The sequence below is a fragment of the Pseudoalteromonas arctica genome (assembly GCF_012927645.1).
Lineage (GTDB): Bacteria > Pseudomonadota > Gammaproteobacteria > Enterobacterales > Alteromonadaceae > Pseudoalteromonas > Pseudoalteromonas arctica_A.
In genome coordinates, this window is the sequence record NZ_JABBMT010000008.1 from 105,729 (window position 1) to 131,017 (window position 25,289).

The 25,289-nt window shown below is 41.0% G+C and carries 31 protein-coding genes; 18 read left to right on the forward strand and 13 right to left on the reverse strand.

Annotated features, from left to right (window positions below; translation table 11 throughout):
- Positions 1-74 precede the first annotated feature (74 nt).
- Entirely contained in the window at positions 75-1,229 is a 1,155-nt protein-coding gene (locus tag HHO47_RS07430; protein WP_169019722.1) for an iron-containing alcohol dehydrogenase, read from the forward strand.
- Here HHO47_RS07430 and HHO47_RS07435 read toward each other — a convergent pair whose 3' ends face one another.
- Both HHO47_RS07435 and HHO47_RS07440 read right to left on the reverse strand, forming a co-directional pair.
- On the reverse strand, positions 1,230-1,529 hold the full coding sequence (locus HHO47_RS07435) for an AzlD domain-containing protein (protein ID WP_169019723.1): 300 nt from the start codon (positions 1,527-1,529) through the stop codon (positions 1,230-1,232).
- Positions 1,526-2,188 (reverse strand): AzlC family ABC transporter permease, encoded by a 663-nt coding sequence (locus HHO47_RS07440; protein ID WP_169019765.1) that lies wholly within the window; start codon positions 2,186-2,188, stop codon positions 1,526-1,528. The genes HHO47_RS07435 and HHO47_RS07440 overlap by 4 nt, the downstream gene beginning before the upstream one ends.
- A 325-nt stretch (positions 2,189-2,513) precedes the next feature.
- Between HHO47_RS07440 and HHO47_RS07445 the strand changes: the two genes are divergently transcribed.
- Positions 2,514-3,170, forward strand: coding sequence for a cytochrome b/b6 domain-containing protein (locus HHO47_RS07445; protein WP_169019766.1), 657 nt, complete (start codon positions 2,514-2,516; stop codon positions 3,168-3,170).
- Positions 3,171-3,234: 64 nt separating this feature from the next.
- On the opposite strand, the gene HHO47_RS07450 is transcribed toward HHO47_RS07445, so the two are convergent.
- Both HHO47_RS07450 and HHO47_RS07455 read right to left on the reverse strand, forming a co-directional pair.
- Positions 3,235-3,687: a c-type cytochrome gene (locus HHO47_RS07450; RefSeq protein ID WP_169019724.1), complete on the reverse strand. Its 453-nt coding sequence runs from the start codon at positions 3,685-3,687 to the stop codon at positions 3,235-3,237.
- A 126-nt stretch (positions 3,688-3,813) separates the two neighbouring features.
- The gene (locus HHO47_RS07455) at positions 3,814-4,284 is read right to left on the reverse strand and encodes a DUF2721 domain-containing protein (RefSeq protein ID WP_169019725.1); all 471 of its coding nucleotides are present in this window, start codon (positions 4,282-4,284) and stop codon (positions 3,814-3,816) included.
- A gap of 391 nt (positions 4,285-4,675) precedes the next feature.
- Between HHO47_RS07455 and HHO47_RS07460 the strand changes: the two genes are divergently transcribed.
- Entirely contained in the window at positions 4,676-5,269 is a 594-nt protein-coding gene (locus tag HHO47_RS07460; protein ID WP_169019726.1) for a hypothetical protein, read from the forward strand.
- Between the two features lie 11 nt (positions 5,270-5,280).
- On the opposite strand, the gene HHO47_RS07465 is transcribed toward HHO47_RS07460, so the two are convergent.
- Entirely contained in the window at positions 5,281-5,652 is a 372-nt protein-coding gene (locus HHO47_RS07465; protein WP_169019727.1) for a hypothetical protein, read from the reverse strand.
- A 96-nt stretch (positions 5,653-5,748) separates the two neighbouring features.
- On the opposite strand from HHO47_RS07465, the gene HHO47_RS07470 reads away from it, so the two are divergent.
- Complete coding sequence (locus HHO47_RS07470; protein ID WP_169019728.1) at positions 5,749-6,195, forward strand: TerB family tellurite resistance protein; 447 nt, start codon at positions 5,749-5,751, stop codon at positions 6,193-6,195.
- A 5-nt stretch (positions 6,196-6,200) separates the two neighbouring features.
- On the opposite strand, the gene HHO47_RS07475 is transcribed toward HHO47_RS07470, so the two are convergent.
- Positions 6,201-6,770 (reverse strand): NADPH-dependent FMN reductase, encoded by a 570-nt coding sequence (locus tag HHO47_RS07475; protein ID WP_169019729.1) that lies wholly within the window; start codon positions 6,768-6,770, stop codon positions 6,201-6,203.
- A 127-nt stretch (positions 6,771-6,897) separates the two neighbouring features.
- Here HHO47_RS07475 and HHO47_RS07480 point away from each other — a divergent pair, with 127 nt between their 5' ends.
- Entirely contained in the window at positions 6,898-7,788 is an 891-nt protein-coding gene (locus HHO47_RS07480) for a LysR family transcriptional regulator (protein WP_169019730.1), read from the forward strand.
- Positions 7,788-8,018, forward strand: coding sequence for a hypothetical protein (locus HHO47_RS07485; protein ID WP_169019731.1), 231 nt, complete (start codon positions 7,788-7,790; stop codon positions 8,016-8,018). The genes HHO47_RS07480 and HHO47_RS07485 overlap by 1 nt, the downstream gene beginning before the upstream one ends.
- 144 nt (positions 8,019-8,162) lie before the next feature.
- On the opposite strand, the gene norR is transcribed toward HHO47_RS07485, so the two are convergent.
- The gene (norR, locus tag HHO47_RS07490; RefSeq protein WP_169019732.1) at positions 8,163-9,746 is read right to left on the reverse strand and encodes a nitric oxide reductase transcriptional regulator NorR; all 1,584 of its coding nucleotides are present in this window, start codon (positions 9,744-9,746) and stop codon (positions 8,163-8,165) included.
- A 162-nt stretch (positions 9,747-9,908) separates the two neighbouring features.
- Here norR and HHO47_RS07495 point away from each other — a divergent pair, with 162 nt between their 5' ends.
- Genes HHO47_RS07495 through hmpA form a run of 3 tightly spaced genes read left to right on the forward strand, consistent with a single transcriptional unit; the run spans position 9,909 to position 12,610 of the window.
- Positions 9,909-10,178: a hypothetical protein gene (locus HHO47_RS07495; RefSeq protein ID WP_211183644.1), complete on the forward strand. Its 270-nt coding sequence runs from the start codon at positions 9,909-9,911 to the stop codon at positions 10,176-10,178.
- Positions 10,178-11,410, forward strand: a complete 1,233-nt coding sequence (locus tag HHO47_RS07500; protein WP_169019733.1) for an NnrS family protein — start codon at positions 10,178-10,180, stop codon at positions 11,408-11,410. The genes HHO47_RS07495 and HHO47_RS07500 overlap by 1 nt, the downstream gene beginning before the upstream one ends.
- Positions 11,411-11,428: 18 nt before the next feature.
- Complete coding sequence (hmpA, locus tag HHO47_RS07505) at positions 11,429-12,610, forward strand: NO-inducible flavohemoprotein (RefSeq protein ID WP_169019734.1); 1,182 nt, start codon at positions 11,429-11,431, stop codon at positions 12,608-12,610.
- A 54-nt stretch (positions 12,611-12,664) separates the two neighbouring features.
- Here hmpA and HHO47_RS07510 read toward each other — a convergent pair whose 3' ends face one another.
- The 4 genes from HHO47_RS07510 to HHO47_RS07525 form a co-directional block, all read right to left on the reverse strand.
- Entirely contained in the window at positions 12,665-13,036 is a 372-nt protein-coding gene (locus HHO47_RS07510) for a hypothetical protein (protein WP_169019735.1), read from the reverse strand.
- Positions 13,029-14,582: a S41 family peptidase gene (locus HHO47_RS07515; RefSeq protein WP_248290946.1), complete on the reverse strand. Its 1,554-nt coding sequence runs from the start codon at positions 14,580-14,582 to the stop codon at positions 13,029-13,031. Before HHO47_RS07515 ends, HHO47_RS07510 begins: the two co-directional genes overlap by 8 nt.
- Positions 14,583-14,763: 181 nt before the next feature.
- On the reverse strand, positions 14,764-15,417 hold the full coding sequence (locus HHO47_RS07520) for an endonuclease (RefSeq protein ID WP_169019737.1): 654 nt from the start codon (positions 15,415-15,417) through the stop codon (positions 14,764-14,766).
- 122 nt (positions 15,418-15,539) lie between these two features.
- Positions 15,540-16,247, reverse strand: coding sequence for a hypothetical protein (locus tag HHO47_RS07525; protein WP_169019738.1), 708 nt, complete (start codon positions 16,245-16,247; stop codon positions 15,540-15,542).
- 161 nt (positions 16,248-16,408) lie between these two features.
- On the opposite strand from HHO47_RS07525, the gene HHO47_RS07530 reads away from it, so the two are divergent.
- Positions 16,409-16,789, forward strand: coding sequence for a hypothetical protein (locus tag HHO47_RS07530; RefSeq protein WP_169019739.1), 381 nt, complete (start codon positions 16,409-16,411; stop codon positions 16,787-16,789).
- Here the strand turns inward: HHO47_RS07530 and HHO47_RS07535 are convergent.
- Positions 16,786-17,223, reverse strand: coding sequence for a PaaI family thioesterase (locus HHO47_RS07535; protein WP_169019740.1), 438 nt, complete (start codon positions 17,221-17,223; stop codon positions 16,786-16,788). The two genes, HHO47_RS07530 and HHO47_RS07535, sit on opposite strands and share 4 nt — an antisense overlap.
- 384 nt (positions 17,224-17,607) lie before the next feature.
- Between HHO47_RS07535 and lexA the strand changes: the two genes are divergently transcribed.
- From lexA to HHO47_RS07560, 5 genes are all read left to right on the forward strand, one after another.
- A complete protein-coding gene (lexA, locus tag HHO47_RS07540; protein WP_145237778.1) occupies positions 17,608-18,225 on the forward strand; it encodes a transcriptional repressor LexA in 618 nt (205 codons plus the stop codon).
- Between the two features lie 419 nt (positions 18,226-18,644).
- Entirely contained in the window at positions 18,645-19,787 is a 1,143-nt protein-coding gene (gene coxB / locus HHO47_RS07545) for a cytochrome c oxidase subunit II (RefSeq protein ID WP_169019741.1), read from the forward strand.
- Positions 19,787-21,385 carry a cytochrome c oxidase subunit I gene (ctaD, locus tag HHO47_RS07550; RefSeq protein ID WP_169019742.1) on the forward strand — a complete coding sequence of 533 codons (1,599 nt, stop codon included), beginning with the start codon at positions 19,787-19,789 and terminating at the stop codon, positions 21,383-21,385. The genes coxB and ctaD overlap by 1 nt, the downstream gene beginning before the upstream one ends.
- Positions 21,385-21,912 carry a cytochrome c oxidase assembly protein gene (locus tag HHO47_RS07555; protein WP_169019743.1) on the forward strand — a complete coding sequence of 176 codons (528 nt, stop codon included), beginning with the start codon at positions 21,385-21,387 and terminating at the stop codon, positions 21,910-21,912. Before ctaD ends, HHO47_RS07555 begins: the two co-directional genes overlap by 1 nt.
- Positions 21,913-21,947: 35 nt before the next feature.
- Positions 21,948-22,820, forward strand: a complete 873-nt coding sequence (locus HHO47_RS07560) for a cytochrome c oxidase subunit 3 (RefSeq protein ID WP_169019744.1) — start codon at positions 21,948-21,950, stop codon at positions 22,818-22,820.
- Here the strand turns inward: HHO47_RS07560 and HHO47_RS19640 are convergent.
- A complete protein-coding gene (locus tag HHO47_RS19640; protein ID WP_149980424.1) occupies positions 22,720-23,034 on the reverse strand; it encodes a DUF2909 domain-containing protein in 315 nt (104 codons plus the stop codon). The genes HHO47_RS07560 and HHO47_RS19640 overlap by 101 nt on opposite strands.
- A gap of 12 nt (positions 23,035-23,046) precedes the next feature.
- Here HHO47_RS19640 and HHO47_RS07570 point away from each other — a divergent pair, with 12 nt between their 5' ends.
- Genes HHO47_RS07570 through HHO47_RS07580 form a run of 3 tightly spaced genes read left to right on the forward strand, consistent with a single transcriptional unit; the run spans position 23,047 to position 25,285 of the window.
- On the forward strand, positions 23,047-23,787 hold the full coding sequence (locus tag HHO47_RS07570) for an SURF1 family protein (RefSeq protein ID WP_169019745.1): 741 nt from the start codon (positions 23,047-23,049) through the stop codon (positions 23,785-23,787).
- On the forward strand, positions 23,784-24,278 hold the full coding sequence (locus HHO47_RS07575; protein WP_169019746.1) for a transmembrane cytochrome oxidase associated protein: 495 nt from the start codon (positions 23,784-23,786) through the stop codon (positions 24,276-24,278). Before HHO47_RS07570 ends, HHO47_RS07575 begins: the two co-directional genes overlap by 4 nt.
- A gap of 17 nt (positions 24,279-24,295) precedes the next feature.
- On the forward strand, positions 24,296-25,285 hold the full coding sequence (locus HHO47_RS07580; RefSeq protein WP_169019747.1) for a COX15/CtaA family protein: 990 nt from the start codon (positions 24,296-24,298) through the stop codon (positions 25,283-25,285).
- Positions 25,286-25,289: the final 4 nt, after the last annotated feature.

Sequence of the window (25,289 nt, forward strand, 5' to 3'; positions counted from 1 at the left end):
ATCATTAAACCCCTACAATTATTAAGTCACCTAATTTGGCTCATGAGAGCAAACTGTTAAGCAATGGAGCAAGCATGTTAAATTTTAGTTTTGCAAACCCAACCAAAATTCATTTCGGCGAACAACAAATCGCTTTAATTAAAAATGAGATCCCAGCAGACGCAAAAGTACTGGTTACTTATGGCGGCGGCAGTATTAAAAGTAATGGCGTTTATGACCAGGTCGTCGATGCGTTAAGTGAGCATACGTGGTTTGAGTTTGCTGGCATTGAGCCTAACCCAAGTTATCAAACATGTATGAAAGCCGTTGCTTTAGTGAAAGAACAACACATTGATTACATTCTTGCTGTGGGTGGTGGTTCAGTTGCTGATGGCAGTAAGTTTATCGCTGCTGCGGCAAATTATGATGGTGAACCATGGGATATTTTATCAAAAGGTGGTGAGATTAAATCTGCGATTGCACTTGGTGTAGTATTAACTTTACCAGCAACGGGTTCTGAGTCAAACGGCAATAGTGTTGTTTCAAACCTTGATACTCATGAAAAACTTGCCTTTGCCAGCCCACTGGTATTGCCAAGGTTTGCGGTACTTGATCCTGCAGTGACTTTTTCATTACCGAACCGCCAAGTAGCGAACGGCATTGTTGATGCATTTGTGCATACTATGGAGCAGTATTTAACTTACGATGTAGGCGCTAAACTGCAAGATCGCTTCGCGGAAGGTATTTTGATGACCTTGATTGAAGAAGGCCCTAAAGCGTTCAGTGAGCCTGATAACTATCAAGTACGTGCAAACATCATGTGGTCAGCAACAATGGCACTCAATGGTTTAATTGGTGCAGGAGTACCGCAAGATTGGGCCACTCATATGATAGGCCATGAAATGACCGCGATGTATGGTCTTGACCACGCGCAAACGTTAGCGATTGTTTTACCACGTATGATGGCTGCGCAAAAAGAAACTAAGCGCGGTAAAATCTTACAGTACGCAGAACGCGTTTTAGGATTAGATATCAGTGATAAAGATGCAGCAATTGAGCAAGCAATTACTGCCACTGAAGGGTTTTTCCACAGTGTGAATATGCCAACTCGTTTAAGTGATTATCAGTTAGGCGAAGAAGTTGCTGATAAAATTGTTCAGCAGCTTGAACGCCATGGTATGACCGCTATTGGCGAGCGCGGCCAGGTTACGCTAGATACAAGTCACGCTATTTTATTAGCTAGCGTTTAGCTAGTTCAGTATTAAAAATAAACCCATACCAACTAAGGTTGTGTAGTAAATGTTGTGTGTCTTGTAGGCCACAATAATTGCAGCCACTGCAGCGCTGAGGTATGGGCTTTGCCAATCTAAATTTACCCCCTCGTCTGTCACAAATACAATCGGCACCCAAATCGCGGTTAAAACTGCGGGAGCACTAAAGCTTAAAAACTGCTGCATTTTTGGACCAACTTTAAACGGTAGAGCGCGGTGCAAAAATAAATAGCGGGTAAAAAAGGTGATACAGGCCATAAGTAAAATAGTGGTCATCATAGGTTGTGCTCCGTCTTATTTTTTATGCGGCTAATAATATAGCCCACGGTCATCGCAGTTAATGCTGCGGCTACCAGCCATAATTCAAAGCCTTGGCTTTTAAGTAGCGTTGCCATCACTCCCGCGGTGATGACCGTTGCTAATGTGGCAAGGTTTTTAATGCCAGGGATCACTAAAGCAATAAAAGTTGCGGCAATCGCAAAGTCTAAACCTAGGTGAGTTAAATCGGGCAGTAAACTGCCTGCCACTATGCCAATAAAAGTCCATAGGTTCCATGCAGTGTAAAAGCTAAATCCGGCACTTAATGCATAAATTAAGCGTATTTTAGTGCGATACGCTTTGCGGTGATGTGAAAACGCAAATAACTCGTCGGTCAGTACAAAGCTGACCGGTAAGCGCCAGCGCATAGGCTGATCAATTACTTTATGACGCACAGCTAAGCCATATAAAAAGTGCCGTGAGCTAATAATAAAAGTGGTAAATAAAATGGTCAGTAATGGTGTGTTGCCTGCTATTAGTTCAATGGCAACGAGCTGCGCCGAGCCTGCGAATACCAGCAATGACATCGCTTGGGTTTCAACAGCAGTAAAGCCATTTTGGATTGCCAAAGAGCCACATAATATCCCCCATGGGATCACCGCTAAACACAGCGGTAGCATATCTAAGAACCCTTTTAATAACGCCTTTCTCACTGTTTTCCCCTTTATTACTTTAAGTTGATTTAGTTTTGCTGCTTGTTTATGTTGAACTGGTTATAGATTGCAATAATAACGTTAGTTGATGTTTGCAGGCGCACTTTTGTTATTTTAAGTTAATTAAGAGTGAGTATATCTAAACCGATATACAAAGCTTGTAAAAAATTGCTCGTTGTTGGCGGCATAATAAACCGCTGCTCGACGAGTTCAATAGGCGGATAAAGTTGTCTGTGGCATTATTACGTAAGAGACGTATTTAAGAGGAATAATTTCGATGGATCAGCAAGTTTTGCAGAAAATTAAAGTATGGGACGGGTTTATCCGCAGTTTCCATTGGTTATTAGTGATTGCTATTGCAACGCTCTATTTTAGTGCTGAAGAAGGCATGATGGAATTGCACTTTGTCGCTGGGTATTTCACATTAGCACTGTTGTTAACTCGGCTTGCTTGGGGAGTAGTGGGTAGCCAAACTGCTAAATTGAGCGCTCTCCTTCATTCACCTATTGCTGCACTAAAGTCATTTACGCAAACAGATAATAAACCAGGGCACAGTGCTGCGGGCAGTTATATGGTGTTAGTATTTTTTGCTTTACTGCTAACGCAACTAGTTAGTGGATTGATGACCACTGATGATATTTTAACGGATGGTCCGTTGGTGGAATACGCATCAAACCAAGTAGTTGAATGGGCAGGATGGGTTCACCATAATAACTTTGATTTGCTGTTTTATGCGATTATTTTACACGTCGTGGCGATTGTTATTTACCGTCTAAAAGGTAAAAAGCTCGTCAAAGCTATGGTGACCGGTTACGCCGATAAAGAGGACTGTGGCAGTGACGTTAAGGTAACTAAATCACCTTGGCTGGCGGTTATTATTTTTGTGCTATTATTGGCTGGTTTAATGATGACATGGGGCGCAGAGCCGCTAAGTTATCTGTTTAGTTAATATAAAAAGTAAATCAAAAACGGCGCTAGTTAAGCGCCGTTTTAGTGTAAAAATCTGCTAGAGATTAATCTTTAAATGATGAATGGCAATCTTTACAACCTTTAGCCCATGGGCCAAATGCTTTGGCGATTACTTTTTTATCGCCGGTTTGTGCAGCAACAGCAAGCTCGTCAGCGTATTGCTGGAAAGCGACCGCTTTTTTCATAAAGGTTTCATTGTCGCTCCAAATAGCAGGTAATGCAGATGTTTCGCCTTTGTCACTGCCTGCAACGAATGCTTCCCATGGCATTTTTGCTAATGCAGCGGCATTATTTGCGCGGTGCTTAAAACGCTCAGCATCAAAAGGTACTTTGCCTTTTAGCATATCACCCATATCGCCAATTTGTACGCGGATCATTGAAAACGCAGCTTGGCGGTACTCAATGGCGTCACTTGGCTTTTCAAATGCTGTATTGGCAGTTGCACCAAATGTCAGTGCGCTCAGTGTTGCACCTAAAAGTAATTGCTTTAATTTCATTCCTTTTGCCCCTTATTAGTCATTCATTGCTTAAATAGTAGCTGTTTTATATCAGCACGTTCGATTATTCAAGTTTATTGCGGTTAAACTGAACTACCATTGAATTTTAATAATTCAGTTTACGGTTTAGTCATTTATATCAATATCAGCAAAGATCATTCCTCTGCGCATGCTTCTAGTTGCTAAGAATACTTCACCAAGTAGCGACATAAAGGCACAAATAAGTAGTGCCATAGCGCCAACGAAGCAGCTGCCGATAGAAACACCTAAATTAATAGATTGAATATGCGATAAAAATAGCAGCATTACCACTGCACATACAAGCACAGCGCTTAATACACTTAAACTAAAGGCAATATGGATGCAGCGAGAGCGTTTTAGCAGTGCTCGTAGCTCGGTTGTTAGCGATGAATTAAACTCCTCATCGGTACTTACTTTTAATTTACGTTCAAGTTGGCGAGCACGGTCGGTAATTCGGGCTAAGCGATTTGATAAAACCCCCAGCGTAGCAGCAATACCAGTAATTAAAAACACTGGTGCAACGGCTGTTTGAATTACTTTTGCCATTGTTAAAATATTTATAACATCAGAGTTCATTAGTTCCCTTTTAGATATGGCAAATACTATGCCTTTGTTTACAACCCTTCAAAAACCATGGAAATAATATTTTAAATACAAAGCCTAATCTGTTGGCTTTATATTAACTGTAGAATGCGTTTTTATCACCCTATAATAAATAAACTATGGTCGCCCTGTAAACTGTAAGGGTTGTGAAGCGATTAGGTACTTTGTAATTACATTAGATATGGTTGAATCGTATCTAATTTATCGTAGGCTAAACAGCTTCTTTCTGGCTACTTATTTTACCTGACTTTTTAATTCTTTTCGTGGGGATTCGTCAGGTTTGGGATATAACTACTCAACGCGATTACTTCCTTTGTTTTTATTAACACGCTAAGCTGCAACTTTATATTTTTAGGAGCATGTGATGAAATTATTAACTGCGGCGACTTTATTGTTGGCATCTACGGCGGCTTTTACACGCCCTGCGCCTTTGGTATCTATCCCAACTCATGATGATTTTTTTGATAATATTGCCGCTCATTGTGGCAAAGCTTTTGAGGGTAAAGTAACGGTTGATAATGCCGCAGGGTCGAGCTCGTTTGCGGATAAAAAATTAGTCATGCATGTTCGCAAATGCACTGATAGTGAGCTGCAAGTACCATTTCATGTGGGGGATGACGCGTCACGTACCTGGATCATCACCAAAACAGGCAGTGGTTTGAGTTTAAAGCATGATCACCGCCATCAAGATGGTACTGATGATGTATCAACTATGTATGGCGGCCATACGATTGATGCTGGGTTTGCTAATGTGCAATCATTCCCTGCGGATCAGTATTCAAAAGAATTGTTTGTTAGCCAAGGTATTCCACAATCTATCGGTAATACATGGCAGATGTATATTTACCCTGAAAAGTTTACTTATCGTTTAATTCGCCAAGGCCGCGAGTTTCGTGTTGATTTTGATTTAACAAAACCAATTACACCACCGGCTGCACCTTGGGGCTATAAAGACTAAAAAAGCAAAGGCTAGTCTTTTGTCGGCTCAGTCTCACATTGTAGTAATACTGTTAAAGGTGGCTGATATTTGCGGGGTTTGGTTGGGAAACGATCATACTCTTGTATGCCATTAGTCACTTTTAACATAAAAGTGTTACCACGGCATAAGCGGTTTGCGTGACGAAGTAAAAACACACTTTGATTTTTAAAGTGCTTATAGTCGTCAGATTGAATTTTTAAATGGTAGTTATTTGCGTCTAATTTTGTTTGGTAATAATGTACTTTTTCGTCAAAGTCATAGAGTTTTTCGGTTTCACCTTTTTCTGCTAATACTACATTACTGCCTATTAATAGTGCCAGTGTATTGATAATTACTAGCCTATTTGCCGTTTTTCCTTTCATAAGCCTTTAACTCCATTATTGTATTGAGCACACTATTTAATTACAGTGATGCAATGAGTTATGCTGTAAGTCTAACACCCAAAAAGGGATAATGTGATGTTCAAACAAATAAAACAACTATTTTCAGCTTTTGATGAGCAACCAGCTCAGCTGCAAGAGCATGATTTGAAAACGGCGGTAGCGGCATTATTGATTGAAGTGATGCGTGCCGATCGCGAACAGCAAGACGATGAATTGAAAACGTTATCTCTGACTTTAAAAAAGTATTTTAATTTGAGCGATGAAGACGTTAGTGAGCTAATGCAAAGCGCAGGAAAAAGTTTGGATGACGCGATTGATTACTTTCAGTTTTCTAAACAAATTAATGATCAATGCAGCGCAGAGCAACGCATTGAAATTATAGAGCTACTATGGCGCTTAGCGTATGCTGATGGTGAGTTAGATCCTCAAGAAGAGTATGTCATTCGACGTGTTGCTAACTTGTTGTATGTTGCACATGAGGATTTTATCGCTGCCAAGTTAGCAGCGACAAAGTTTTCTTAATCGATTTATTTATTTAATTTGCTGGCTACGCTGACAAGCTGCTGAGCAAGGCCCGCAATTCGTTCTGCTGTCACTGGATCACTAATGCGGCCATTCTCATCAAGCATAGTGTGAATTGCTGGTACGGCAAGTTGATCTGCCAATACTAGGCTACCAATGCCTGATAAAATATCGCGAACGTGATTTAAACCGCGTAAACCGCCCAAGCCTCCAGGTGATGAGGCATATAGCGCGGTGACTTTGTTACGAAATGCCGGAACGCTACCTTGTTCTGTGCGCGATGCCCAATCAATGGCATTTTTTAATACCGCAGTAATTGAGCCGTTATATTCAGGGCTGGCAAGTAAGATGCCATCTGCAGCGCGTAGTTTGTCTTTTAATAACTGAGCGCCTACGGGTGTGCCTTGCGCTTCAACGTCTTCGTCAAACATGGGTAAGTTTAGATCTGCCAGTTTAATTACTTCAACTTCTGCACCGCTTTCTAATGCAAAGCGGGCTGCTTCATTGATCAATTTTTGGTTAAAGCTGTCTTTACGTAAGCTGCCTGCTAAGGCAATAATTTTTGGTGCTATCATGGTGGTCGCCTTCAATAATGTAGTTGGATTTGTCTGTTAACTACTTTAGCAAATATTTACTTGCAGAAAAGCCAAATAAACGCAAAACTTATGTGCATATATGCACAAGTGAAATGAAAGGGTGAATATGGCAATCCAATTTGATGACTGGCAAGATGTAAAAGTAGCCTATGAGGTTGCGCGGTTAGGGACATTGACTGCAGCTGCTGAAAAGCTCAACGTCCATCACAGTACGGTACTTAGGCGCATTAATAACCTAGAGCAAAGTTTAAATGCGCGTTTATTTCATCGTCATGCCCGGGGTTATAAAGTAACTGAGATTGGCGCTAAACTCTTTACAGCAGCGCAGTCTATTAATGGTGAACTTGAGCGTTTACACAACGATATTATTGCAGCAGACAGCACCTTGCGCGGCAGTTTATTGCTTACTACAGTCAGTGGCTTTATCGATGTGTTAAGTGATGTATGCGAGCAGTTTCAAAGCCTGCATCCGCAAGTGCAATTAGAAGTCATACTTGATCAAAAACGTCTTCGCCTTGAACACGGCCAAGCACATATTGCAGTACGCGCAGGCCCTCGTCCTGATGAAGGTGATTATATTGCTCAACATTTAGCGCATTTGTCGTCAGGGTTTTATGCGTCAAAGCGCTATATTGATAAACATGGCGAGCCAAAAAGTATTAAGCAATTGCCGTTGCATAATTTTGTTTCGGGGGTGGCGGGTTATAATGGCAAAGTGCCTTATTTTGCATGGGTTGATGAAAATATACCAACTTCACAAGTGAAATTACGCGTGTCTGAAACCTCAGAGGCAACCCGTGCGATTGTGAAGGGTTTAGGTATTGGTGGTTTACAGCATGATGTTGCAGTGCAGTATCCTGATCTTATTCCCGTACTGAATAATGAGCTGAGTTGGGCAATAGACTTATGGTTAGTGACGCATCATTTAGTGCATCGCACTGCTAAAGTGCAAGCATTTAGTCAATTATTAAAAGCGTATTTTCAAGAGCGTAAGTAATGAGTTGGTATAGTAAGAATCTCGGGGATGCAATGTTTGCAGATGCCGAACTTAATAAAATAAAGCAAAATAATGTAGTAAAAACACCGCTATTTGTCCGTTATGTTGCGCAATATGGTTTGCATTGTGAGGTTATCGTGTATTTTCCGCCTGAAGCGAAAAGCGTGGCTAAACAATGTTTAGCCACGCCATGTTTAATGCCGGATGAAAGGGATTTAACGACCCTTTAAATTACGCATGTCTTAATAATTAAGAGTTAACATGCCCAGCAAGGGTGTTTATTACAATCACCAAATATCTCCAGTTAGTCGTTATCTATAATTAGCTATGCACAAGTATACGCCAGTTTAGTGCAATTGCAGCTAAACCAGGCATTAAAATGATTTTTTGACCGCGATCCCCAAGCGCTTGGCGAGCCTGACTAAATTAGCTCTATCTACATGCAAGGTACGGGCAGTGGCGGCCCAATTAAAATCATGCTGCTCTAGTTGCTGGCTAATTAAATGATGAGTAAAGGTATCGGTGGCTTGCTTTAGCGATAAGTTATGACTATCGATAGGGTAAGTCAGCGCTGGAGCAGAGGTTGTGTGGTGTTTTGCTGAATCATGATGAGATAAAGCGGTTAGATTTAAATCACAATGCGCAGGGGTGATCGTGATAATCGCTTGCTGCCATTGTTGTTGTTTTGCTTTAAGAGCTGCACGGCTGATAACGTGCTCAAGTTCGCGGACGTTGCCTGGCCAATTGTACTGGGTGAGCAATAGTTGTGTTTCGACACTGAGCTTGAGTTGTTTTATTGCTAGTTTGCGAGCAGTTTGCTCTACAAAATAGCCAGCTAATAAAATGACATCATTTTCACGCTCGCTCAGCGGTGCAACAATGAGAGGGTATACGCTGAGGCGGTGATATAAATCAGCCCGAAAACGTCCTTCGGCCACTTCATTTTTTAAGTTACGGTTAGTGGCTGCAATAACCCGCACATCAACGTACTTTACTTCATCCTCCCCGACGGTTTGAATTTCACCACTTTGTAATACGCGTAATAACTTGCTTTGCATCGCAAGGGGGAGTTCGCCAATTTCATCTAAAAATAATGTGCCACCATCAGCAAGTTGAAACTTTCCTTGGCGGGCACTTTCAGCGCCAGTAAACGCGCCTTTAGCATGACCAAAAAATTCACTTTCGGCGAGATTCTCTGGTAATGATGCACAATTGAGGTGAATTAGTGGCTTTTCACTACGTTTTGAATGAAGATGAATATTACGCGCTACTAGCTCTTTACCGACTCCGGTATCACCTTGGATCAGCACGCTAAATTCAGAAGCTGCAACCAGTTTTATATCATTTTTAAGGCTTTGCATTGCAGGGCTTTGACCAATGATTTCCACCCCATCGCGGGTCAGTGCTTCACGGTTTAGTTCTTGTACTAACGCACTACTATGTTGTGCATGGCTTTGGTATTGCTGTAATTGCAGTGCGGTGTGCAAATGTGCAGCGCAAAGCGCACCTAACAGCGCTAAGTGCTCAAGGCTTAAATTATCAAACGCACTCGCGTTAAGGCTATCAAGGGTCAGTACCCCGAGTAAATTTTCACAGTCATCGAATAATGGCATACCTAAACAAGCGTGTACGGGGATATCACCCGCTTTGGCTTTGAGTAAACCATCATAAGGATCTGGCATTGGACAATCATGGGCAAATTGTAAAGGGTGTGTAGAATTACAAATGGCCTGTAGGCGCGGATGCTCGTTAATAACAAAGCGACGCCCTAAGGTATCAGGTGTTAGGCCATCAATTGCGTGTGGCTTTAATACATCCCCTTGTAGGGTCAGTAAGGCAATTGCATCACTTGGGATCAGCTGTTGAATGCAATCAATAAGCTGCTGAAAAGGCTCAACTTGAGTATTCATTTTAGCAAGCGCGAGGGCAGTATTTAATAAGCGTTGATTATTAATCATGTTAAAATGACTCAATCGTATCTATTTGATTCCTTAAAGAGTGAGTCATAATGACCTTTATGTCAATCTTTAAATTTTAACCTTATGAAATTTATTAGGTTTTAATGTTGGCTTGGTCTGTGCAATAACATTGTTATACATGAATGCATAAGTGAGTTTGTTATGTTAATGCCAGTATCTAATAATTATTGCGAGGTATCTGTTGCGGCAGATTTCTACTCTAAACTATTAAGTGGAGCAAATATAGCGCTCGCTGTTAGTACTCTAGTGATGATAGCCACGGTTTTATTGAGCTACCCGCTTGCTGAGCTACTGAGTATGCAATTACAAATTGTCGCGCATATATCAACGATTATTGCCGCCACAATTTTAAAAATAAGTTATGTACTGCGCTGCATAGCACTCAACGGATTAGGAAAGGAAGTACGTTAATGCGACCAATCAATTTAACCGAGCCACTACCAGAAAAAGTACGCTTATATCACGTAAAGCAATGGCCATTATGGATGCTGGCATTTCGTCCTTATTTTTTAGCGGCTGGATTATTGGCTGTATTCTCGGTTGGCTATTGGTTGCTAATTTTAACGGGTCATGCCAGTTGGAGTCTAACTATGCCAGCGACGCTTTGGCATGCTCATGAAATGATGTTTGGCTTTGCTGGTGCTGTGGCTGTGGGATTTTTATTAACCGCTGCACAAACTTGGACTGGGGTTGCGAGTATTAGCGGTAATAAATTGCTATTACTAACGATATTGTGGTTAGCAGCGCGAGGTGCATTTTTTATAGCTAATACAGGCGTTGCACATTTTAATTTATATGCGGTGATCTTTTGCCAATTGCTGTGGTGGTTGGGAGCAATTATGGCGTTGGCAAATATGTTACTTAAAGCAAATAGCAAGAATAACTATCAATTTTTGCCGATTTTAGGCGCGTTATGTACCCTCAATATCATCTATTTGTGGTTGGTTATTGAGCAAAATATGTTGTTGGCGTTTGCGGTTGTAGATACTGCTGTACTGGTAATGACGTTACTTATCGGTGTGGTGGCTGGGCGTGTGTTACCGTTTTTTACTGCTCGTGGTCTTGGCTTAGCTGAGCAAGTTAGTACGCCTGGTTTAGATAAGGGGCTGCTATATAGCTCATTATTTGCAATTATCGTTTATTTTATTAGCCAACTATTTATGCCAAATGTCAAACCTGGTTGGGCATTGGCTGTCGTTGCAGTATTGCATTTAACTCGTTCATTTTTGTGGTGGAATAAGCAAGTGTTAAAAGTGCCGTTGCTATGGTCTCTGCACTTTTCATACCTTGCTTTGGGGGTTGGCTTAGCGCTGGTGGCGTTGAGTTTTTACAGTTCAGTTATTTTATTTAAAGATGCGTTGCATATGATCACCATCGGTGCCATTGGGATGATGATCTTAGCGATGATGACACGGGTATCACATGGTCATACTGGGCGTCCTTTAACGATACCTTCTTTTATGGCTGTGGCATTTGCTTTAGTACTTGTTGCAGCGATTGTTCGTTCATTATTACCTTTTGTAATTGGACCACATATTGCGTGGCAGCTAAGCGCAGTATTGTGGCTAATTGCATTTTTATTGTTCTTGATCCATTGCATTCCTATTTTAACGCGGCGTCGTGTTGATGGGCGTCGTGGGTAATTTATGTTAGGGAGTCTTATGTTATCTGATAAAACCATTGAAATAGTTAAAAGCACCGTGCCTCTATTGGCTGAGGCCGGGACTGTTGTTACTGAGCATTTTTATAATCGTATGTTTAGCCATAACCCTGAGCTACAAGATATTTTTAATATGGCAAATCAGCGCAGCGGTCGTCAGCAATTTGCGTTATTTAATGCCTTAGCTGCCTATGCGCAAAATATTGATAATTTAGCTGTATTAAAAGAAGCGCTTGCGCGTATTAATCATAAGCATGCCAGTATGCATATTTTGCCTGAGCATTATCCGATTGTTGGTGGACATTTAATTGGTACTTTAAAGGAATTGATCCCCGAGCAATTTACGCCAGAAGTTGAATATGCATGGCGTGAAGCGTATGCATTACTTGCTGATATTTGCATTACTGAAGAGGCTGCTCTTTATGAGCACAGTAAAAATAACCACGGTGGCTGGTCAGGAACACGTCAATTTGTGATCACTAAAAAGCAACCAGAATCAGCATTGGTAACGAGTTTTGCACTTACTCCTGTAGATGGTAAAGCAGTAATCACCCACAAGCCGGGGCAATATTTGGGCATTAAAGTTAAGCCTGAAGAGGCGCAATATAGCGAAATACGCCAGTATTCTATTTCCCAGCAAAGTAATGGTGAAAATTACCGTATTAGTGTGAAAAAAGAATTGCAGCCAGCTGCAGGTATCGTATCAAATTATTTACATTTGCTAGACGAAGGGAGCGTTGTAGAGCTTTACCCGCCAGCAGGGGATTTCTTTTTACGTGTAAATAATAAGCCTGTAGTGTTAATTTCTGCTGGCGTTGGGCAAACGCCTATGCTGGCAATGCTGCAAACTTTATTGAGCGATCAATCAAATCAAGCAGTGACTTATTTACATGCTTGTGAGAATGAGCAGCAGCACTCATTTAGCCAGTTTTTGACTGAACAAGCCGCCGCACATTCAAGGTTAAATCATTATACTTGGTTGAATCATGGTGCAGAGGGAGCTGATTTTAAAGGCTTGATGGATATTTGCGTTGTTGCAGACCAATTACCGTTAGCACAAGGTGATTTTTATATTTGTGGCCCAACTGGCTTTATGGCTGCCATTAAACAGCAACTACTTATCCTTGGTGTGGATACCGCACGTATTCATTATGAAATATTTGGCCCACACCAAGATATTTAATGGCAAAGCCAAGTTTAGGTTTTAAATAAAAGGCGCGAAATGCGCCTTTGTGTTTTAAAGTACTTCGCACTCTACATTGACAAGGGTAATACGTAGCTGTTTTTTAGGGTAAAACAGTAAACATTTACCTTTTGACTTTTGCAGAATAAATTTTTCAGAAGGGATATTATGTGCTCCCATAATTGGCATACCATCAGGGCCTTTACTGGTGCCATGGTCAATTAATAATTCTGCGCTGTTTGTAAATACATCATCTGCAAGGGTAACTAAAGCACCGCCTTTAGCTGATTGAATAGCTTGTTGAAGTTGCGTAGTAACACCTGGGTTTATATGCGTTAACGTCGCATCTTGTGGTTGCTCAGCTTGTGTGCTGTTACAGCCAGTAAGTAAAGCAACGAAAGCTGCGCTGAAAGTAGATTTAATCATTTGACTTGCCTTTATTTAGCCATGTTAAATCCATATTGGTGTTATAAAGCGATTTTGGTGGTGTTAGTTCTAATCCATCAGCGGCTCTTGATGCATAGCTAAACTTCTTCTTAGCACTTTGGGCATTTAGTGGGCAGCTATCATTTTTAATATGATAAAGTGCAGTGGAGAGTAAAGCTTCGTTACTATCGCCAAGTTGATGGTCGAAATCATCGGCAACAGGGCAGCCTTTTACATCCGCTAAAAACTGTGGTGATGGGGTAGGAGTTAAGCCATCCGCGTATTCGCCAAAGCCTTTGTAGTTCGCGCCGCTAAATTGAATCGTATAATACGTAGTGGCGCAATTATGTGTTGGCGTAAAGCCATAAGGTTTGCCGCAGGTTTTATCACCAATTAATACAACCTCTATATCTATGCCCTTTAAACCATTAATGAACGCTTCGGATGCAGAACAAGTACCTGAAGTGCTGAGCACATAGACCTTGGATAGGTTTAGGTCAGGTAAAAGAGTTTGCTTTCCTTCAAAGGTTGAGTAGTCAATTTCTTGGTTAATAAAAGGTAACGGTTGCTCTATAGGCTGTTTGTCGTTTTGAATGGTTTTATAATAGTAAAAATCGTCGGTATTAGCTGGACCCGCCACCATATAGGCAAGCTGCGATGAAAGTGCTAGCAAACCACCACCATTATACCTAAAGTCGATAACAAGTTCGTCTACTTGGTCAGCTTTAAATTTGTTAATCGCATCAATTAAACCTTGTTGCGCAACACTAATATGGCTATTGAACTGCATGTAACCAACGCGCGTATTGTTCTTTGTAGAAAAGGTATTTACATTTTGCACGGGAGTCTTTGTTATATTACCAGCAGTAATGGTTCTTGATTTTTCGATACCGTCGTTACTGCGTATTTTGAAATTGTGCGATTCTCCTGCGGTAGGGCTAAATATAACATTGTTAAGTGTTTCTACTCCTGACTGAGTGTTTATATCTATGCTTACATCATCAACAGCAAGGATTGTATCTCCGCGTTGAATACCCGAATTCGCTGCTGGTGAATTATCTTCAAGGTATGCGACTCTTAAAATTCTGGGGGGAGTATTAGCTATAAACGTCCAGTTGATACCGTAACCAGACACCACACCTGATTGCGCTTCTTTGTAAAAATCTACAGTTGGCTCGCTGTAGTGATAGTTATCTTTTTTAGCACCTGAGTCTGTTGTTTGTTCTGTTTTAAGCTGCTTAAAATACGCGGCAACAGTAGCAAAACTACTAGGGTTTTTATCTGTTATTTCGTCATACCAGAGATAAGTTTCGTTACTCCAAGAGCGTAGCCACATTTTTTCGGTAAATTCACTGCCAGCTTTATCTGGATACGGCTTATTTTCATTATATGGGTCGTTACCTGTGCGAGGTATTGCACATTGATTGATATAATTACTTGCAGGGTTAAACACACCAGCTTGCCAATCATTAGTTGCAGGCGGCGTTATAATTGGCGGTGGAGTCACAACTGTTTCGGATGGAGTTTCAGCAGAGTCTTTAGTCAAGCTGCCACCCCCACCGCAAGCGGTTAAAGCTAGTCCTGATAAGCCGATAAATATTGCAAGGTAAATCCTATTCCGATTAAACATTTTTAACTACGTTCCTGTAAATACTTATTAATGAAAATATCAACTTGAATGGTATTAGGCAATATAAACATTTCTAGAAACGTAAACAAATGTAGCATTAAAGGCGGTTGTTGTTAGGTCTCTGAGCTATAGCCTGGTTCTGCCATGTTTTAAAGAGCTGTTGCTGTTTAGTAGAAATTTTTAATCCGTAGGTTTTTTGCATATAAAAGTATGCATCGGCGATGCGTTTTCGTGAATATGCGGGTGGCTCAATCACTCGCCGTTTAAAATTTACTTTGACTTGGCAATTGCCGTATTGATTGGCGTTACCTGCAATCATACCAAATCGATAATTAGATCTATCGGCATTGATTTCACCAATCGCCGGAGCAAGGTTATTTATATCGGCTTCCATTTTTCGAAACTGGGCACTGGTTTTAATGCAATTTTTTCGACCGCCATTTTGCCAGCATTGTAGCTGGTGACCAAACTCCCATGCGGGCACTATATGTTCCCACTCAATCCGAGTTGCGCGAACATTGGGTTTTCCTGATCGAGTTACCGCATTGCGTGGCACATAACCACATGAATTTGGGTCGGGCACCAGTTTTTTACCTTGGTGTTTAATATTACAGCCGCAATAAAGGCTGGTGGCGTTATCAGGAAGGGTTTTGATGAGGTGTTTTTTTGCGCTGTAAAAACTGGTGAATTGTTCAGCATAAAGGTTAAAACTCACACAACACAATACCAGCGCAATAATTAAATGCGGCATATCCAATCACTTTAGTGAACTACAGGAAATGCTATTTTAGAGTGATTAACCTATAGGGTAAATCGGTTAAATGGGCTAAGTTGTCTTAAATGCAATAAATAATCTACGAGCTCGCCACTCAACTATCTGTAGCGTTTACGACGACGTAGGAGAACATTTTGCAGTAACAAAGTGATACCCGTGAGGCAAAACAACACACTGGTTGCCGAAAAGCTAATCAATAACGGGTTATTGAAGTCTTCGCGTTCATCGTAGTCCATAATATGCAGCATCCAAAAAAAGTCAAAAATTCGCCAAATTGTGCTGCGAACGGTAATAATTTGACCATTAACTGCCGACAAATATAAGGTTGTGCTCCACAGATCATCGAATTGTACTTGCCATAGGTTTTTTTGGTAGCCTACTTCTCTGGGGCCAGTTTCAAGGTGGTTAGCGTGTTTTACAGCAGCATTAATTAACAGGTGAGCTTTGGCATTGGCAATGATGCTTTGCTGTGTTGGTGCTGCCAATAGCTGGCCAGAGCGGCCATTAAAGATCGACTCTCCTTGAGCTGTAGTCACAACAATCGTCGGGGTTGTTAAAAAGTGACGATAGCTTATTTGCTGTGGTTCATTTATTTGCACAACAATGCTATCGAGTGAAGCTGAGTAGTCTTGCTGTTTAAATGGGTTATTTAACTGCCGTGTAGCCAAATGTTTGCCGTGTACTTTTTCAAGAGGGATAGCACTCATCACTAAGCCGCCTAATAACCATGCAAAAATTTGGATCGCCAATAAGTAGCCTAACCATTTGTGAAGTTTACGTGCATGTTTAAAAATGCGTTTATTCATAATTATTACTTGCTTGTTGTTATTTTAGAGGCGCTATTTTAGGAGCGATTGGGTATTTGCCAATGTGGCAAATTGTCGCAGTTACTCTATTCTAGATTTGGTATATACGCAAAATTAGGTTAAAGTTTGCGTTGTTATTAACGCAGGGTAAAAATGAAACAATGTCGGAAATTCAATTTTTAAATGTAGATCTAGAGCTTGAATCAAAGCAAGATATTAGTTTGTTAGTTGCAGACTTACAAAAAAGTGCTGTGGTTTTGCATTATGATAAAGATGAGTACCGTCAACTAGCACGTATTGAGTCTAAAGAAGATGTCAGCTCACCTGATAAAGCGATTAACCATTTATGTGAATTAATAGAATCTTGTTCACGTAATGCATTAAAGCAGTGGTTATCTTGTTCTAAACGAACTTTTGATATTGGTTTTGAATCAGGCACCTCGCCTAAGTGTTTTAATCAGGCACTGCAAGCAGATACCTTGTTAAGAATATCTGCAATTGGTGCTGGCGTTGAAATTACTATTTATCCAATCGAAAGCTAGCGTTCAACAACGGCTGCGGTCATTCTTGATACGCAGCATAGTTCTCCACGACTATTCGTGATTTTCACTTCCCATACTGACGTTCGTTTACCTAAATGCAGCGGTTTCGCTATCGCGGTTAATATACCATTACGTGACGCTTTTAAGTGATTGGCATTGATCTCTTGGCCAACACAATAAAACTTTGTAAAATCAACAGCAAAGTTTGCTGCGTAACTTGCGACTGTTTCTGCTAGGACGACGTTTGCCCCACCATGAACCATACCCATTGGGTTATGATGAGCTGGGATCGCGGGCATCGTTGCTACTAAATAATCATCGCCTATTTCACTTATTTCAATGCCCATGGTTTTCATCAATGTGCCTTGACCATTAATGCCGTTATCAAGTTGCTTACATTGTGCTAGGGTGATCGGTTGATACCAAATACTCATCAGTCTACCTCGGTAAGTTAGTTACTAAGTCAGTCTACACTTTTAAATATTTTCCTGCAGTTTAAGATTATAAAAATAGATAAAATTTACCTTTGTTATTTAACTGTTAATAGTTCATAGGATGATAGAAAAGGTATTTGGATGTGCCGCAATATTATTAATGAGCCTTGTTGCTCAGTCTTTGGCTGTTACTAGTACCCAACATCATTTATTTAATCAACATGTAGCATTAAAGTTTTCCCTTGGAGTTGTGCTTGATTCTGGAAGTGGTTTAAATAGTATGAGCTTGTTATTAACGGCGCGATTTTAAGCCAATTTATATTTGCGATTTTCAGATAACTGTATATACTCACAGTTAAATGTACTGTATGGAAAACCAGTTGTATGCGCCCATTAACGAATCGCCAAGCTCAAATTCTCGAACTTATTAAAGTGTTTATTAAAGATACCGGTATGCCACCAACCCGTGCTGAGATTGCGCAAACGTTAGGTTTTAAAAGTGCTAATGCAGCGGAAGAGCATTTAAAAGCATTGGCTAAAAAGGGCGTAATTAAAATGAAGCCCGGTGCTAGCCGTGGGATTCAGTTGGTTGAAGAGGATGAGCCGGAACAACTTGGGTTACCTTTGATTGGCAGAGTTGCCGCTGGAGAGCCTATTTTGGCTGAGCAGCATGTTGAAAGTCACTGCAAAATAGATCCACTATTGTTTAAGCCGGCTGCTGACTTTTTACTGCGTGTGCAAGGTATGAGCATGAAAGACATTGGTATTATGGATGGTGACTTATTGGCAGTACACAGTACTCAAGTTGCTGAAAATGGCCAAGTAGTGGTTGCCCGTGTTGATGACGATGTAACAGTAAAACGGCTTGAAAAAGCAGGGAAAAAAGTTTTTTTACACGCTGAAAATGATGAGTTTTCACCGATTGAAGTGGATCTTGAACATGAATCTTTCAATATTGAAGGATTAGCTGTTGGGGTGATCCGCAATGCTGATTGGATGTAAAATTTTTGATCTATATTTTGCACTAAACTGGTAAAGTTTGGTGCATTTAATTTTTTATCGCTTTAATGGCTAGATTTTATACTTAGCTATAGCGTCCTAAGCCCTATCAACTCTACTTACCAGTTACTTTTAGCCCTCTAATATTATTCCTAATTACAAAATAACGCACTGATTTTTAGCTGTTATTTATGCACCAAAAAGAATTTAATTGCTCTTAAAACTTGCTAATTGTTCGTTTTTTAACTAATTGGTTAATACACTGTGTTAACAGCTGCTCTAAAAATCTAAGGATTTTGCTCAACAGCATAATTAGGGCTGTGTTAATAGTCAGTAACAATAAAAAATAACGAATTGGCGCGAATAAAGCTGTGCCGCCTTTTCGCTTTGCGTTTTGCAATAGCATTTAAAGGAGCCGTCATATGGGTAAATTGAGCTCTACCTTGTGGCTTATATTGTTTGTTCTACCGCAGCAAGTACTGGCAAATAACCAGTTTAATATGCGTAAGGGCGTAACAGATATAAGTAATGATGTTTATCAGCTGCACATGACAATATTTATTATATGTTGTGTGATTGGGGTCATTGTGTTCGCCGCGATGTTTTGGGCGCTGATCCACCACCGTAAATCTAAAGGGGCCAAACCAGCCCAATTTCATGAAAGTACTAAAGTTGAAATCCTCTGGACAGCAATTCCGTTTGTGATTTTAATTGCCATGGCTGTTCCCGCCACTAAAACCTTAATTTCGATGGAAGATGCCAGTAAAGCTGATCTGACGATTAAAATTACTGGATCGCAATGGAAATGGCACTATGAGTATATGGGTGAAGATGTTGCTTTTTACTCTATTTTATCGACTCCACAAGAACAAATAACCAATCAAGTAGATAAATCAAGCACCTACTTATTAGAGGTAGATAAACCTTTAGTGCTGCCTATTAATCAAAAAGTACGTTTTTTAATGACCTCAGACGATGTTATTCATTCTTGGTGGGTGCCTGATTTTGCAGTGAAAAAAGATGCTAACCCTGGATTTATTAATGAAACTTGGACCAAAATTAATGAAGAGGGTATTTATCGAGGGCAATGTGCAGAACTATGCGGAAAGGATCATGGCTTTATGCCCGTGGTGGTTGAAGCTAAATCAGAGCAAGCATTTGCGAACTGGCTGAGCGAAGCTAAGCAGGCAAAAGCAAATGCTGCAATTGCTGATGCTGCACTGTTAGATCAAATATTACCAAAAGAAGAATTAATGACACTCGGTGAGCAAGTTTATATGGCTAGTTGCGCTGCGTGTCACCAACCAACAGGTATGGGTTTACCGGGGGTTTTCCCTGCGCTCAAAGGCAGTCCAGTAGTATTAGGAGATATTAAAGATCATATTGATGTCGTGCTTCATGGTCGCCCAGGTACCGCTATGCAAGCATTTGACAAGCAGTTATCAATCAAGCAGCTAGCAGCTGTGATCACCTATAAGCGTAATGCATGGGGCAATGACACTGGGGATGTAATTCAACCGAGTCAGATACAAGCCGCGATTGATGCAACTTCGGAGGCTAAATAATGAGTAGCGTAACAGAGCAACAACATGATCAAGCTGCACACCATGATGGGCATCATCACCCTGCGAAAGGTTTTAAACGTTGGCTTTATACTACTAACCATAAAGATATCGGTAGCTTATATTTAATATTTTCGTTGACGATGTTTTTAATTGGTGGCGCCATGGCGATGGTGATCCGCGCAGAGTTATTTCAACCTGGCTTACAGTTAGTCGAGCCTCACTTTTTTAATCAAATGACCACAGTGCATGGCTTGATCATGGTATTTGGTGCCGTTATGCCGGCCTTTACGGGGTTGGCTAACTGGATGGTGCCACTCATGATTGGCGCACCAGATATGGCATTACCACGGATGAATAATTGGAGCTTTTGGATTTTACCTTTTGCTTTTATTATTTTACTGGCATCCCTGTTTATGCCTGGTGGTGGACCGGCATTTGGCTGGACTTTTTATGCACCACTGTCGACAACTTACAGTAACGATAATACCGCATTGTTTGTCTTTGCTGTACACATCATGGGTATCAGCTCAATTATGGGCGCAATTAATGTCATCGTAACTATCGTTAATCTTCGTGCGCCAGGTATGACTTGGATGAAACTGCCGCTGTTTGTGTGGACATGGCTTATCACCGCTTTTTTATTAATTGCTGTGATGCCGGTATTGGCCGGTGCCGTGACTATGGTACTGACCGATAAGTATTTTGCTACCAGCTTTTTTGATGCCGCTGGCGGCGGCGACCCAGTGATGTTTCAGCACATATTTTGGTTTTTTGGCCACCCTGAAGTGTACATTATGATACTGCCAGCTTTTGGTATTATCTCGACCATAGTGCCTACCTTCTCACGTAAAAAATTATTTGGTTATGCCTCAATGGTATATGCCACATCGTCAATTGCTTTACTGAGCTTTATAGTTTGGGCGCATCACATGTTTACTACTGGTATGCCTGTTGCTGGCGAACTATTTTTTATGTATGCCACAATGCTGATATCGGTGCCAACTGGGGTTAAAGTATTTAACTGGGTAGCTACCATGTGGCGTGGTTCGATCAGCTTTGAAGTGCCTATGTTATTTAGTATCGCCTTTATTGTGTTATTCACTTTGGGTGGTTTTTCAGGATTGATGTTGGCGATTACTCCTGCTGATTTTCAATACCATGATACTTACTTTGTGGTGGCGCATTTTCATTATGTGTTAGTGACTGGGGCGATATTTTCAATTATGGCCGGAGCGTATTATTGGCTGCCAAAATGGACGGGAAATATGTTTAATATCACCTTGGCTAAATGGCATTTTTGGTTGTCGTTAGTGAGCGTGAATGTATTGTTTTTCCCTATGCACTTTGTTGGTTTGGCCGGCATGCCACGCCGGATCCCTGACTACGCACTACAATTTGCAGACTTTAACGCGATTATTAGTATTGGTGGCTTTGCCTTTGGTTTATCACAATTGTTATTTGTGGTTGTAGTATTTAAGTGTGCACGAGGCGGCGATAAAGTGCCCGCTAAAGTGTGGGATGGTGCCGAGGGTTTGGAATGGGAGGTGGCATCACCTGCGCCTTATCATACATTTGAAACGCCACCGGAGATTAAGTAATGAGTCATGCACCACTGCTTAAGCGTTTAGTTGTAATATGTGTTGGCATGTTTGCTTTTGCGTTTGCTTTGGTGCCGTTATACGACGTTTTTTGTGATGTAACAGGCCTCAATGGTAAGCCTTCGCTAGAACAAGCAAAGCAAAGCACGAGTGTAAATGAGGCGCGAGAAATCGACGTAAGCTTCACAACCCATGCGCAAAGTGGAGCGCCATTTGAGGTGCAATCACATGAGTATAGTGTGGTAGTAAAGCCTGGAGCTATGCGTGAGGTGCTGTTTAGAGCAAAAAATACCAGTAATGAAGATAAAGTTATGCAAGCGGTACCGTCGGTGTCCCCAGGCAAAGCAGCTAAATATTTACATAAAATAGCTTGCTTTTGTTTCGATCAACAACCTTTGAAAGCAGGCGAAGAAGTGGAATTTAAACTGCTTTTTTATGTTGATACGCAATTACCTGAAGATGTTGAAGAGTTAACTTTGTCTTATACCGTATTTGATATTAGCAGGCAGATAGTGGCTAGTAATTAGGTTGCCAAGCTAATAGCTAATTAGGAGCAAACAAAATGGATAAAAATTACGAAAAATATTATGTTCCCGCGCAAAGTCCGTGGCCAATAGTTGGCGCATTTGCGATGTTTTTTATTGCTGTTGGTGCAGGTCTTACCGTAATGCAAGCAAGCAGCGGCGGTGGTGGGCATTATGTGCTTTACGCAGGAATTGCTGTGTTGCTGTTTATGTTATTTCGCTGGTTTAAAAATGTCATTGAAGAGTCTGATCAAGGCTTATATTCAGCGCAAATGGATCGCTCGTTTCGTCAAGGTATGAGCTGGTTTATTTTCTCTGAAGTAATGTTTTTTATGGCTTTTTTTGGAGCCCTTTTTTATGCCCGGATGCTCTCTGTGCCTTGGCTTGGCGGCGCCGGAAATAATGCCATGACCAATGAGGTGCTGTGGCCTACTTTTGAAGCAATCTGGCCATTAGTTACTACACCCGATGGTGGTACGACACAGGCTATGGGTTGGCAGGGGTTGCCGCTGATCAACACATTAATATTACTGACCTCATCGGTTACCTTACACTTTGCTCATGTAGGCATGGAGAACAATAAGCGTGGACCATTAAAAGTATTTATGGCACTGACAATCGTATTAGGGGTCTGTTTTTTAGGGCTGCAAGTCGTAGAGTATATGCATGCTTATCAGGATTTAGGACTGACCTTAGATGCTGGCGTATATGGTAATACTTTCTTTTTACTAACTGGCTTTCATGGCATGCATGTGACTTTAGGAACCATCTTATTATTAGTCATGCTGATCCGCATTTTAAAGGGCCATTTTAGCCCAGATAAACATTTTGCGTTTCAAGCCGCAGCTTGGTATTGGCATTTTGTTGATGTGGTGTGGTTGTGTTTATTTGTGTTTGTATATGTGCTGTAACTTTATCAATTGGTGATGAGTTACTATGGATGAAACCTAGTTTAAGGGCTGCAATAACAATCACTAAAACGATAACCGAAAACAGCACACGACGGCCTAAATAGTGCGACATTGGCCGTCCATCCGTTTTACCCGATACCATAATAAATAAGGCACGGAATAAGTTAAAAAGTATAAATAGTAGCAACAGTACGATAATAATTTTAATAATCACTGGGTCACCTTTATGCAGTTAATTTTATGGCGTAAACAAAAGCTTAGCTCAATTATTACCATTTGCGTGGTAACTATAGTGGTATTGGTATGTTTACGCTTAGGGTATTGGCAATTACAGCGGGCTGAAAGTAAAACTGAGCAATTAGCACAAATAGCAGCGCTGCAAAGCCAGGGAGTAATGAGCTGGCAACAAATGCAGCAACTGCCTAGTGATTGGAATAAAACGGGTTTGCAGATAAGTATCTCCGGAATGCTTAATACGCAGCAATATTGGTTGTTAGATAATCAAGTTTACCAAGGACAGGTTGGCTACGATGTACTTGCCTTGCTGCGTTTACAGCAAAGTAAACAAACTCTGTTGGTGAATTTGGGTTGGGTTAAAGCACCACCGACTCGCCAGCAGCTTCCCAGTATAAACCTACCATCGACTCCTTTGGCGATGACCGTGCAATTAAAGCAAGGAAAGCTCAGTGGCTTCACTTTGCAAGATGCACAACACAATACGGATACAGCATGGCCCAAGCGCGTACAAAGTATCGATTTAGCCTTGTTTTCACAGCAATCAGGGCGCGACATGATTGACTTTATTGGTTATCGGCAAGGTGCAGCGGATGAGATTGCCGCGCCGCATTATCAAGCTGTGGTGATGAGCCCCGAAAAACACCAAGCCTACGCAGTGCAATGGTTATTGATTACTATTGCTTGCCTTTTTATTGCTATATTTGCTTGTAAAAAGAAGGAATTACAATGAAAAAAAATCCGTTATTAATATTTGTTGGTTGTTGTTTAGTGCCTTTAATGCTGGCGTATTTGGCGTTAAAGTTTGAGTGGCTACCTAGTGCATCGAGTAATAAAGGCGAATTTTTAACGCAGGAAATAAAACTACAAGATTGGCAAAAAACGGAGCATAAACAATGGACTATTGCATTAAATCACCCTGCACAATGCCAACAAGCTTGTGCACAGCAGTTACAAGCACTAGAGAACCTTTACGTCGCTCTTGGTAAAAATCAAGGTAAAGTCGATGTTGCCATCCTTGGTCGGACACAACAAAAAGATTTGCCATGGCGGCAACTACCTGAGGTTGATGTACTACAACCCGCTAGTTTATATCTAATTGATCATATGGGCTTAGTGGTCTTGCAGTATCCTTATTATAGTGAGCCACAGCAAAACCGTTTGACTCAAAAAGGACTGTTAAAAGACTTAAAAAAATTACTTAACTATTCGCGTTCTAGCTAAATTAAGGAGTGCCAATTATGTATAAAAACTATAAACATTTGGTATTAGCCACTTTTATGTTATCGATCTTAGTTGTTGGCTTAGGAGCTTATACGCGCTTGAGTGATGCCGGATTGGGTTGTCCGGATTGGCCCGGTTGCTATGGCTTTTTGACAGTACCCAAGCATGAGGCTGATTTAGCCCATGTAGAGCAAACTTACCCAAATATGATGTTTGAAACTGCTAAAGCATGGAAAGAAATGATCCATCGTTATTTTGCCGGCACGTTAGGTTTACTTATTTTAGCATTATTTATTTTGGCCTTATTAAAACGTCAATATCCAACCACACCAATTAAATTACCCTTACTATTACTAATACTGGTGGTGTTTCAAGCGGCTTTAGGGATGTGGACTGTTACCATGAATTTACAGCCGCTGATTGTATTGGGGCACTTATTGGGTGGATTTAGCATCTTATCATTGGTTGCATTATTGTATTTACGGCTAACGGCAAAACCAATTTATGGCGGCGACGGCCCAGCTCAGCGTTACTTTAAGCTTAGCCTAGCCGCATTAGTGGTGTTGATACTCCAAATAGCGCTAGGCGGTTGGCTTGCTGCTAATTATGCGGCGCCGCACTGTAATGGCTTACCATTGTGTAGTTACGGGCAGCCGTTTTCATTGAGTAGTGTATTTCAGTTGCCATTAGAGCAAAGTAGTTATGAATATGGTGTACTTTCACAGCAGGCTAGAATGTCGATCCATTTATTGCATCGAATGTGGGCGCTAGTGACTTGTGTTGTATTAGCGCTGATCATGTGGCGTATTTATAGTCGTGCTGTATCAAGAAAAATACAGCATTGTACAGTCTCCGTATTGGTCGCGTTGCTGGGTCAAATTTGTTTGGGCTTGGCGGTTGTGCACTGGCATTTCCCGCTCGGCGTTGCGCTGGCACATAATTTAATGGCTGCCATACTATTGTTAACAGTCGTTCGTTTATGTTTTTACTTAAAAGCACGTACATAGGGGC